11 protein-coding genes are annotated in these 10,460 nt (G+C 68.5%); 2 read left to right on the top strand and 9 right to left on the bottom strand.

Annotated elements, in window-relative coordinates; genetic code table 11:
- Positions 1-30: 30 nt before the first annotated feature.
- From ACR2JA_RS08490 to ACR2JA_RS08525, 8 genes are all read right to left on the bottom strand, one after another.
- Positions 31-885 (bottom strand): ABC transporter permease, encoded by an 855-nt coding sequence (locus ACR2JA_RS08490; RefSeq protein ID WP_434008657.1) that lies wholly within the window; start codon positions 883-885, stop codon positions 31-33.
- Positions 882-1,178 (bottom strand): hypothetical protein, encoded by a 297-nt coding sequence (locus ACR2JA_RS08495; protein WP_434008658.1) that lies wholly within the window; start codon positions 1,176-1,178, stop codon positions 882-884. The genes ACR2JA_RS08490 and ACR2JA_RS08495 overlap by 4 nt, the downstream gene beginning before the upstream one ends.
- Before the next feature lie 5 nt (positions 1,179-1,183).
- On the bottom strand, positions 1,184-2,056 hold the full coding sequence (locus ACR2JA_RS08500) for an ABC transporter permease (protein WP_434008659.1): 873 nt from the start codon (positions 2,054-2,056) through the stop codon (positions 1,184-1,186).
- Positions 2,057-2,060: 4 nt separating this feature from the next.
- Positions 2,061-3,191, bottom strand: coding sequence for an ABC transporter ATP-binding protein (locus ACR2JA_RS08505; RefSeq protein ID WP_434008660.1), 1,131 nt, complete (start codon positions 3,189-3,191; stop codon positions 2,061-2,063).
- A gap of 4 nt (positions 3,192-3,195) precedes the next feature.
- Positions 3,196-4,260, bottom strand: a complete 1,065-nt coding sequence (locus tag ACR2JA_RS08510) for an extracellular solute-binding protein (RefSeq protein ID WP_434008661.1) — start codon at positions 4,258-4,260, stop codon at positions 3,196-3,198.
- Between the two features lie 181 nt (positions 4,261-4,441).
- The gene (locus tag ACR2JA_RS08515; RefSeq protein ID WP_434008662.1) at positions 4,442-4,915 is read right to left on the bottom strand and encodes a hypothetical protein; all 474 of its coding nucleotides are present in this window, start codon (positions 4,913-4,915) and stop codon (positions 4,442-4,444) included.
- On the bottom strand, positions 4,912-5,565 hold the full coding sequence (ypfH, locus tag ACR2JA_RS08520; RefSeq protein WP_434008663.1) for an esterase: 654 nt from the start codon (positions 5,563-5,565) through the stop codon (positions 4,912-4,914). Before ypfH ends, ACR2JA_RS08515 begins: the two co-directional genes overlap by 4 nt.
- Positions 5,566-5,579: 14 nt before the next feature.
- Positions 5,580-6,386 carry a dioxygenase family protein gene (locus ACR2JA_RS08525; protein ID WP_434008664.1) on the bottom strand — a complete coding sequence of 269 codons (807 nt, stop codon included), beginning with the start codon at positions 6,384-6,386 and terminating at the stop codon, positions 5,580-5,582.
- 148 nt (positions 6,387-6,534) lie between these two features.
- Between ACR2JA_RS08525 and mnmA the strand changes: the two genes are divergently transcribed.
- Positions 6,535-7,659, top strand: coding sequence for a tRNA 2-thiouridine(34) synthase MnmA (gene mnmA / locus ACR2JA_RS08530; RefSeq protein WP_434008665.1), 1,125 nt, complete (start codon positions 6,535-6,537; stop codon positions 7,657-7,659).
- 5 nt (positions 7,660-7,664) lie between these two features.
- A complete protein-coding gene (locus ACR2JA_RS08535) occupies positions 7,665-9,413 on the top strand; it encodes a SulP family inorganic anion transporter (RefSeq protein WP_434008666.1) in 1,749 nt (582 codons plus the stop codon).
- A gap of 6 nt (positions 9,414-9,419) precedes the next feature.
- Here the strand turns inward: ACR2JA_RS08535 and ACR2JA_RS08540 are convergent, their stop codons facing one another.
- Positions 9,420-10,139, bottom strand: coding sequence for a methyltransferase domain-containing protein (locus ACR2JA_RS08540; RefSeq protein WP_434008667.1), 720 nt, complete (start codon positions 10,137-10,139; stop codon positions 9,420-9,422).
- Between the last annotated feature and the right edge of the window lie 321 nt (positions 10,140-10,460).

Genomic DNA, 10,460 nt, shown 5'->3' on the forward strand with positions numbered 1-10,460 from the left:
GCGACCCGCGCAGCGGCGGAGCGTGGGGGCTCAGTCGGCTTTCGGCTTGCGCCACAGCAGCATCAGCGCCAGCAGGGCCGAGGCGACCATGAGGAACAGGCTGATGGCGTTGAGCACCGGCGTGGCGCCTTCGCGCATGCGGCCGTACATCAGCACCGTCAGCGGCGCGTCCGAGCCCACCAGCATCAGCGTGGTGTTGAAGTTCTCGAACGACATGAGGAAGGCCATGGCCGCGGCGCCGATCATGCTCGGCCGCAGGTAGGGCAAGGTGATGGTCCACAGCACCGCCGCGCGGCTGGCGCCGAGGTTGAGCGCGGCCTCTTCCAGCGTGCGGTCGAAGCGGCGCAGGCTGGCCGAGATGGTGAGCGTGGCGATGGTCACGATGTAGCAGAACTGCCCCAGGATCACCAGCGGCAGGCCGGGCCGCAGGAAGTCCAGTTCCAGGCCCCAGGTCTCGTCGGCGAAGTTGGCGATGCGGCTGGCGAAGGCCAGGATGGAGATGCCCAGGATCACGCCCGGGATCACCAGCGGCAACATGCTCAGCAGCGCGATGGCGTTCTTGCCCGGGAACTCGAAACGCTCCAGCAGGAAGGCGTTGCAGGTGCCCACCCCCACCGACAGCAGCGTGACCCACAGCGCCACCCAGGCGCTCACACCCATGCTCTGCAGCAGCTCGGCGTCGTGTAGCAACCCCGTGCGCGCGTCGCTCTGCGCGGTGAACCAGTCGAAGGTGAAGCCCATCCACGGCGGCGTGGGGTAGTCGGCGTTGTTGAAAGCGAACACCGCCACCACCAGCAGCGGCACGAACAGAAAGACGAAGAAGCCGGTGACAAAAACACCCAGGCCGAAGCGCTGCAGAAAAGGGCGGGGCAGGCTGGGGATCATGGTGTTTGCGCGCCTATGAACTGCCAGGACTCTGCTTTGATCACCAAGACATCCCCCGACTGGAGTTCGATCTCAAAGAAGTTCCCGTCGTATTGCCTCAATCCATTGATCGAATCAGAAGGACCCCACGGCAAAGCCCTCGGAATATGAACATCACTGACCCCAAGGAACTGCAAACGACCAGTTCCGAGTGAGAGCCGTTCGATCTCCAGCGAGCAGGTCGCATCTCTCCATTCGAAAAAAACCGTCTTCAACGTTGCGTCGTGCACGTTCAGTTGGTCGAATGCGTCCATCACCGTCAGCTTGCTTTCATCACCGCGCCGAAACGCTGCCCGGTGAGCTTGAGTCCAGCCCACACCAGCAGGCTGGAGAGAAACAACAGCAGGAAGCCGAAGGCCGCGCCCTGGTTCCAGTTGAAACGGGTGATGAACTGGGTGTAGATCTGCTCGGTGAACCAGAGCGAGTTTTTGCCGCCCAGCAGCGTGGGCGTGAGGTAGTTGCCCAGGCAGAGCATGAAGACCACGATGCAGCCGGCCGCGATGCCCGGCGCCGCGTGCGGGATGACGATGCGGCGCACGATGTTGGCGGTGCTGCCGCCCAGGTCGTAGGCGGCTTCGATCAGGCTGTCGTCCAGGCTCTCCAGGCTGTTGACCAGCGGGATCACCATGAACAGCAGCGAGGCGTAGACCAGGCCGACCAGGATGGTGGCGTCGTGGTACAGCAGCTCCACCGGCTGGCTGGCCAGCCCCAGGGTCTGCAGCAGGCTGGAGACCACGCCGGTCTCGCGCAGCAGGATCAGCCAGCCCAGGGTGCGCACCATCTCGCTGACCCAGAACGGCAGCAGGCACAGCACCAGCAGCAGCATCTGCACCCGGCCCTTGGCCACCTTGGCGATGTACCAGGCCACCGGAAACGCCAGCAGCAGGGTCAGCGCGGTGGCCAGCACCGACATGACCGCGGTGCGCACGAAGGTGTTCCAGTACAGCGGCTCGTCGACAAAGGTGCGGTACTGGTCGAGTGCAAATCCGTACTCACCCGGGCCTATGCGCTTTTGCAGCGACAGCAGCAGCAGTTCCACGTGCGGCAGCACCACCAGACCGCCCAGCCACAGCAGGGCCGGGGCCAGCAGCAGGCCGAGCATCCAGCGGCGGTGGGTGGCGACGTCGTTCATGGCGTCATGCGCCAAAGCACCAGGCCTGCGACGGCTGGTACGAAAAATGGACCGTCTCACCGGCCCGCAAATCGGCCAGCCGGCCGGTCAGCGGCAGGGCGATGTGCAGCGGCGTGCAGGTGCGGGCCTCGTGCACCTGCACGGTGGAGTTGCCGCCGTCGAACAGCACCGCCTGCACCGTGGCGCTCCAGGCGGGGTCGCCCGCGGGCAGCTCGCGCGGCTGGCGGCCGATCTCGATCGCTTCGGGACGGATGAACAGGCTGGCCGCCTGGCCCACGTCCACCGCGCCCACGCGCTGCGCCCACAGGGCCAGACCGCTGGCGGTGCGCAGCAGCACCTGGTCGCCGTTGCGGGTCTCGACAGTGCCTTCGAAGCGGTTGTTGTGGCCCACGAAGCCGGCCACGAAGGCGGTCTTGGGCTGGTAATACAGGTCCTGCGGTGACCCGAGCTGCTCGAAGCGCCCGTGGTTCATCACCGCGACCTGGTCGGACATGACCAGCGCTTCCGACTGGTCGTGCGTGATGTAGACGAAGGTGGTGCCGACCTCGGCCTGCAGCTGCTTGAGCTCGACCTTCATGTGCTCGCGCAGCTTCAAGTCGAGTGCGCCCAGCGGCTCGTCGAGCAGCAGCAGCGCGGGTTCGAGCACCAGCGAGCGCGCGATCGCCACGCGCTGCTTCTGCCCGCCCGAAAGCTGGTCGATGCGTTTGTCTTCGCTGCCCGGCAGACCGACACGCCGCAGCATGTCGGTGACCTTGGCTTTCGCGTTCGATCCTTTGACGCCGCGGCGCTCCAGCCCGTAGGCGATGTTCTCGCCCACGCTCATCATGGGGAACAGCGCCAGGTGCTGGAACACCATGTTCACCGGGCGCCGGTTGGGCGGCACGCCCTGCATGGACGCGCCCTTGATGACGATGTCGCCCGCATCGGGCGCGATGAAGCCCGCCACCATGCGCAGCAAGGTGGTCTTGCCGCAGCCGGAGGGGCCCAGGATGGAGAAGAAGGAACCGGAGCGGACGCCGAAGCTCAGGTCGTCCACCGCCGCAAACGCGCCGTAGCGTTTGTGGACGGACCGGACTTCCAGGTCGAAGGCGCCCGCCGGGGCCGCAGAGGGCCGCACGGCGGGGGATGCGGACATCGGCTTACTTGGCCGCCTTCACACGGTCGAGCACGCGGCCTTCGATGTCTTCGATGCCGGCGGGCACGGCCGGGTACCACTTGATGTTCTTGAGCGCAGCCTCAGGGAAGCTGGCCGCGAACTGCTGCTTGAGCACCGGGTCCATGCCCTGTTCGCCGCCCTTGCTGGCGGTGAAGTTGCCGGCCGAGGTGGCGACCTTGGCGGCGATCTCGGGACGCATGTTGAAGTTGATCCAGGCGTAGGCGGCCTCGTCGTTGCGGCCCTTGGCCGGGATGGCGAAGGTGTCGACCCAGCCCAGCGCGCCCGCCTTGGGCGCGATGAACTTGATGTCCGGATGGGTCTTGTTCAGGCCCCAGCCGCCGGTGTCCCACATCATGGCGGTGGTCAGCTCGCCCGAGCGCATGCCGGCCAGCAGCTGGTCCTTGCCGTCCCAGTAGAACTTGACGTTGGCCTTGCAGTCGGTCAGCTTCTTGCCCACCTCGTCCATCAGCGCGCCATAGGCCTTGGGATCGTTGTAGGCGGCGAACGGGTTCTTGCCCATCGAGAACGCAAAGGCAATCAGGGTCGGGCGCTTCAGGCGCATGCTGACCTTGCCGGCGTTTTCAGGCGCGCACAGGTCGGTGTAGTCGGCGGCCTTGGAGGTCTTGGTGTTGACCACCAGACCGTCGGTGCCCCAGATGTGCGGCACGGCGTAGACCTTACCGGCCACCGTGGTGTTGATGCGGGTGGCTTCGAGCATCGAAGGGATGAACTGCGCGGACTGGATCTTGGACAGGTCCAGCGGTTTGTAGATGCCGAACTCGGTCTGCGGGCCGGCGATGCGGTCCTGGCTGGGCTGTGCCAGATCGAAGCCGGCGCCGGCAGTGGCGCGCAGCTTGGAAATCATTTCCTCGTTGTTCGAGAGCGTGACCTCGACCTTGATGCCAGTCTCTTTGGTGAACTGTTCCACCACGTCCTTGGGCACGTAGTCGGCCCAGGTCAGCAGGCGCAGGGTTTTGTCTTGGGCGTGGGCGGCACCGGCCACCAGCATCAGCGCGGCCAGGGCCACGCGGGAGATCTTGCTCTTCATGGGGTCTTCTCTTTCAGGGAGGGGGACTGGAAGGGATCGGCACACCGACAAACCGGTGGGCCGAAAGGAAACAAGCCGGACGCAGAATCCGGCAAAGGCCAGCGTATGTCAAGCACGTGAAAGTCACGTGACAGCCGCGGCGCATGCCCCGCTGCCGCCCGCCCGATGCATCCGCAGCGTCTCAGTCCTGCAGGTGCACCGCGTCCAGCCCCAGGTGGTGCAGGCACTCGCGCAGGATCAGCACCAGCGCATCCCCTGCGGGATGGTCGAACACCAGGGTCCGCGCCGACGGCGCCCCCATGGATCGGGCCGCGAGCGACTGGACTTCGCGCTCGATCTGCGCGAGCGCAATGGCCCCTTGCTGCAGGCCGGCAGTGGCTCCCCCGCGTTGCAACGGCGCCAAGGTGACGGCACTGGCCACCAGCCGCGCACCGGCGGGCACGTGGCGCGCCACCGCTTCGATCTGGTCCTCCACGACCTGGATGGCGTTTTCGATCATCACCGGCGAAGGGCCGCCGGGAAGAGCCGCCCAGAGCGTGGCATGGCCCAGGGGCCAGTGCCACTGGCGGGGCGCGGTCGCAGGGATGTCCAGCGTCAGCGTGGTGGCCGACGCGCCCACCGCCAGCCGCAACCGCGCGGGCGTGGCGGCGTTCATCCCGTTGCGTCCAGCGCGTCCACCAGCAGGCCCAGCGAACGCGCGTCGATGCCGTGGCCCAGACCGGGCAGGACGTGGGCCTGCGCGTCGGCGCCCAGGGCCTGCAGCTGTGCCGCGGCGTCGGTGCTGAACGCGGCCGGGATCACCGGGTCCTGCGCACCGTGGACGAAGCGCCAGACCACACCGGCCGGGGCCAAGCGTGGCGGCACCGCAAAGCGACCCGACAGCGCCACCACGCGGCCAGCCAGCGGCTCGCCCGTTTGTGTGGATTCGAGCGACATGATGGAACCTTGCGAAAAACCCGCGAGCACGGTCTGCGCCGCGTCGAGTCCGGTGTGCGCCTGCCAGGCGCGCACGGTCTCCGTGAAGCGCGGCATCGCAGCGGCCATGCGTTCGCTGCGGTTGGCCTCGGTCACGCCCTGCACCGAAAACCACTGCCAGCCGCTGCCGAGGTCGGACGCGAACGGCGAGCGCACCGCGACCACCCAGCGGTCGTCGCGGGCCAGGGCCGGCGCCAGGCCCGCAAAGCCTTCGGGGCTGGCGCCCACGCCGTGGAACAGCAGCACCAGCTGGCGCGCGGGTGCGGTGGGTCGGTGCAGGATCAGGTCGCCCGCAGGGGCCTGCGAGCGGGTGTCGGTGCGCAGGTTCATGGGGGCCGCGCGGTTCAAGCCGCCACCGCTTGGGCCATGTCGCCGAAGACGAACGCGTCCATGACCAGCACGCCGTGCGTCACGCCGCCGTCGATGCGCGTGGCCGGCACTTCGGCACCGGCCGCCCCGGCGGCGACCATCAGCGGCCACAGGTGCTCGGCCGTGGGGTGGGCGCGTTGCGCGTGCGGTGCCTGGGCCATGGTCTGCTGCAGGCGCGCGTGGTCGCGCCCGGTCACCACGTCGTTGATCCAGCGGGAGAACTCGACCGCGTAGGTCTCGCCTTGCGCATCGGGCGCGTCGAAGCGCACCTCGTACAGGTTGTGTGTCAGGCTACCGGAGCCGATCACCAGCACGCCTTCCTCGGCCAGCGGGGCCAGCGCCTGGCCGTAGGCGTAGGCGGCGGCACCGTCCAGCCGCGCCGGCAGCGACACCTGGAACACCGGCACATCGGCCTGCGGCAGCAGGTGCAGCAGCGGCACCCAGGCGCCGTGGTCCAGGCCCCACTGGGTGTCGGCCTCGGCCGGGTAGCCGGCGGCGCGCAGCAGGTCGATGGCGCGTTGCGCCACGTCGGGCGCGCCGGGCGCCGGGTACTGCAGCTGGTAGAGCGCGGGCGGGAAGCCGCCGAAGTCGTGGATGGTCTGCGGCCGCGGCGTGGTGGCCACGCGCGGCTCGCGCGTCATCCAGTGCGGCGAGACCACCAGGATGGCCTTGGGGCGCGGCAGCGTCTGGCCCAGCGCGGTCAGGGCCGGGCCGGCCTGGCCAGGGTCGATGGCGAAGGTGGGCGAGCCGTGGGAGATGAAGAGCGTGGGCAGGCGGGACATGGTGGTTTCCTCGTGGGTGGCGCCGATGGGGGCGGCATGGTGTCCACTGTAGGGCGGCCGCGCCACACGATGGTTCGATGGGCTCGGCGGCCTCGTTCCAATTTTTTGAAGCCTGCGCCCGCGCACCCCGGCTGGGATAATCCCGCCCATGGCAAACAAGCAACGTGTGGTGGTCGGGTTGAGCGGGGGTGTGGACTCCGCGGTGAGCGCGTACCTGCTCAAGGAGCAGGGGTACGAGGTCATTGGCATCTTCATGAAAAACTGGGAAGACGATGACGACGGCGAGTACTGCTCGACGCGACAGGACTTCCTGGACGCGGCCAGCGTGGCCGACGTGCTGGGCATCGAGATCGAACACGTCAACTTTGCGGCCGAGTACAAGGACCGCGTGTTCGCCGAGTTCCTGCGCGAGTACCAGGCCGGCCGCACGCCCAACCCCGACATCCTCTGCAACGCCGAGATCAAGTTCAAGGCCTTCCTCGACCACGCCATGCGCCTGGGGGCCGAGAAGATCGCGACCGGCCACTACGCCCGCGTTCGGCTGAACGGGACAACAGGCAAACACGAACTGCTCAAGGGCCTGGACCCGCTGAAGGACCAGAGCTACTTCCTGCACCGGCTCAACCAGGCGCAGTTGAGCAAAACGATGTTCCCGGTCGGCGAACTGCCCAAGACCGAGGTGCGCCGCATCGCGGCACAGATCGCGCTGCCCAATGCCAAGAAGAAGGACAGCACCGGCATCTGTTTCATCGGCGAACGGCCGTTCCGCGACTTCCTCAACCGCTACATCCGCAAGGAACCCGGACCGATCAAGGACCCGAGCGGCCGCACCATCGGCCAGCACGTGGGCCTGAGTTTTTACACGCTGGGCCAGCGCCAGGGCCTGGGCATCGGTGGCATCCGCGAGAAGGGTGCGCAGAAGGGTGGCAACGAACACGAACCCTGGTTCGTCGCGCGCAAGGACATCGAGAAAAACATCCTGTGGGTGGTGCAGGGTCACGACCACCCCTGGCTGCTGGCGCCCAGCCTGCGCGCCGAGGACGTGAGCTGGGTGGCGGGTGAAGCCCCCATCGCCACGCAGATCGCTGCCAAGACGCGCTACCGTCAGAGCGACGCCCCCTGCTCGCTGGTCACCGACGCCTCCGGCTTCACCCTGCGCTTTGCCGACCCGCAGTGGGCCGTGACGCCGGGCCAGAGCGCCGTGCTGTACGACGGCGAAGTGTGCCTGGGCGGCGGCGTGATCCACACCGAAGCGGCCAACGCGCCGGCCTGATGCCCATGCCGCCGACCCTGCGGGACTGGTTTCCCATCCTGCGCTGGTCGCGCGGCTACGGTCGCCAGCAGCTCGCCGGCGACCTGACGGCCTCGACGGTGGTGACGCTGCTGCTGATCCCGCAGAGCCTGGCCTACGCCGTGCTGGCCGGAATGCCACCGGTGACCGGCCTGTACGCCAGCATCGTCCCGATGGTGGTCTACGCCCTCATGTGCAGCAGCACGGTGCTGGGGCCGGGGCCATCGGCCCTGCGTTCCATCATGTCGCTGGCGGCGGTGGGCGCCGTGGTCGGCACGGGCAGCGCCGATTTCGTGGCGGCCAGCGCCGTGCTCGCCGTCATGGTGGGCCTGGCGCTGCTGGTCATGGGCGGGCTGCGCATGGGCTTCATGGCCAGCTTCCTGAGCCAGCCGGTGCTCTCGGGCTTCATCACGGCCTCCGGCCTGCTGATCGCCATGAGCCAACTCAAGCACGTGCTGGGCACCCCGGTGGCCGGGGACGGCCTGCCGAGCTTTCTGCACAGCGTGGCCCAGCACCTGGACCAGATACACGGCCTGACGCTGGCGGTGGGTGTGAGCGCGCTGGCCCTGCTGTGGGCGACCCGGCGCTGGCTCAGGCCCGCCTTGGGAGGCCTGGGCGTGCCCGAGGTGGTGGCCGATCTCGTGGCCAAGGCTTCCCCGCTGCTGGTGCTGCTGCTGTCCATCGTGCTGACCACGGCGCTGGACTGGCCGGCGCAGGGCCTGGCGGTGGTGGGCGACATCCCCCAGGGGCTGCCCAGTCTGGTGCTGGCGCCGCTGCTGGGGGTGCCGGCGTCCACGGTGCAGGCACTGGTCGTGCCGGCGCTGCTGGTCGCGGTGATGACCTTCATCGAGCAGATTTCCATTGCCCAGGGCATGGCGGCCCGGCGGGGCGAGCGGGTCGATGTCAATGCCGAGATGCGCGCCATGGGCGGCGCCAACCTGGCCGCCGGCCTGACCGGGGCGTTCGCCGTCGGCGCGAGCTTCGCACGCACCGCGGTGGTGGCCGAAAGCGGCGGCCGCACGCCCGCATCGGGCCTGATCACCGCCGCGCTGCTGGCGCTGACCGCCCTGTTCCTCACCCCCTGGCTGCACAACCTGCCCATGGCGGTGCTGGCGGCCACCATCCTGATCTCGCTGGGCACGCTGATCGATTTCCGCAGCTTCGCGCCCAACTGGCGCTACGCCCGGGCCGACTTCGCCGCCCAGGCGCTGACCTTCGCGGTGACCTTGCTGGTGGATCTGGTGACCGGCCTGACGGTGGGCGTGATCGCTTCGCTCACGTTGCACATCTGGCGCAGCAGCCGCCCGCACATCGCCGTGGTCGGCAACGTACCGGGCACCGAGCATTACCGCAACGTGCTGCGTCACGAGGTGGTGACGCACCCGCACGTGCTGGGCCTGCGGGTGGACGAAAGCCTGTTCTTCGCCAATGCGCGCTACCTGGAAGACCGCGTGAGTGCCGAGCTGGCCACCCACCCGGCCGTGCGCCATGTGGTGCTGCAGTGCACCGCCGTCAACGACATCGACGCCAGCGCGCTGGAGAGCCTGCGCCGCATCCACCAGCGCCTGCAGGATGCGGGGGTACAGCTGCACCTGAGCGAGGTCAAGGGCCCGGTGATGGACCGGCTGCGGCGCAGCGACTTCCTGGACCGCCTCTCGGGCCGGGTGTTCCTCACGCACCACCAGGCGGTCCACGAACTGGCGCCGCAGACGCCAGACCCGGCCGCGCAGATCTGAGGGCGCTCAGCCCTGGCGGCGCAGCAGCCGCACGTGCATCGGCCTCACGAAGTGCGCGCCGTCGGCGGTCATGTGCGGCAGGAAGGCCGCGCGCACGCGCTCGACCATCGCCGGGGTGATGTGGTGGTCGGCGAAGCTGGGGTAGAGCATGCGCTGCTCGAACTCGGCCCAGTCCTGGAAGTGGGCCGGCTGCGCGAAACGGCGTTCGGCACCGGCCGCCCAGTGCGTGCCAGCGGCCAGCGCCCGGTCCAGCGCGGCCTGCGCCGCACGGCGCACGGTGTTCTCGTCGTTGTACAGGCGCACGATCTCGTTGAGCGCGCCGCCGAAGATGGGTTCGCTGACGTAGAACCAGCCCCCGGGTTTGACCACGCGCGCCACCTCGTTCAGGGCGGCGTCCATGCCATCCAGCGGCACATGGTGCAGGCTCTTGAGCATCAGCGCGCCGTCGAAACTGGCGTCTGGAAAGGGCACGGCTTCGGCGCTGCCGGCCATGAACACCAGCCGCTGCTGCGGATGGGCCACGTTCTTCGCGTGCTGCACCTCGTCCACCTCCAGCCCCACCAGCTGGGCGCCGGCGTAACGCTGCACCAGGCTGCGCGCCAGGCGCGCGTTGCCACAGCCCAGTTCGATGATGCGCTGCTCGGCCAGCGGCACCAGATCGGCCAGCAGGTCGAGTTCGTCGCGCAGGGTGGGCAGTTGATCGGGGTCGAAAGATGCGGTCGTCATGGGTGGGCTCACCTGTCCGGTGGATGCAAGAGGGTCGTCGCGGCCCTGGGCCGGATGTGCCCGAGCTTACGGGAATGCCCCGCACCGGCGAGCGGATCGGTCCCTCAGGCGCCGAAGCTTTCAGGCATCTGCACGGCCACCACTTCGCCGCGAGCCGTCGCCACGTCGTCGGGTCAGTGGTCCTGGAAAGCGTCCATGGGTCGTCCGGTGATCGGTGGATCACGGGTGAGCGCAGATCGCTGAGCCCTGGGTGTTGACCATGTGGTCGGCCATGTCGGTGAAGGCCTTGAGCAGGCCGGCCCGCAGCGGCTCGTCGGCCAC

The organism is Hydrogenophaga sp. (assembly GCF_051007235.1).
Lineage (GTDB): Bacteria > Pseudomonadota > Gammaproteobacteria > Burkholderiales > Burkholderiaceae_C > Hydrogenophaga.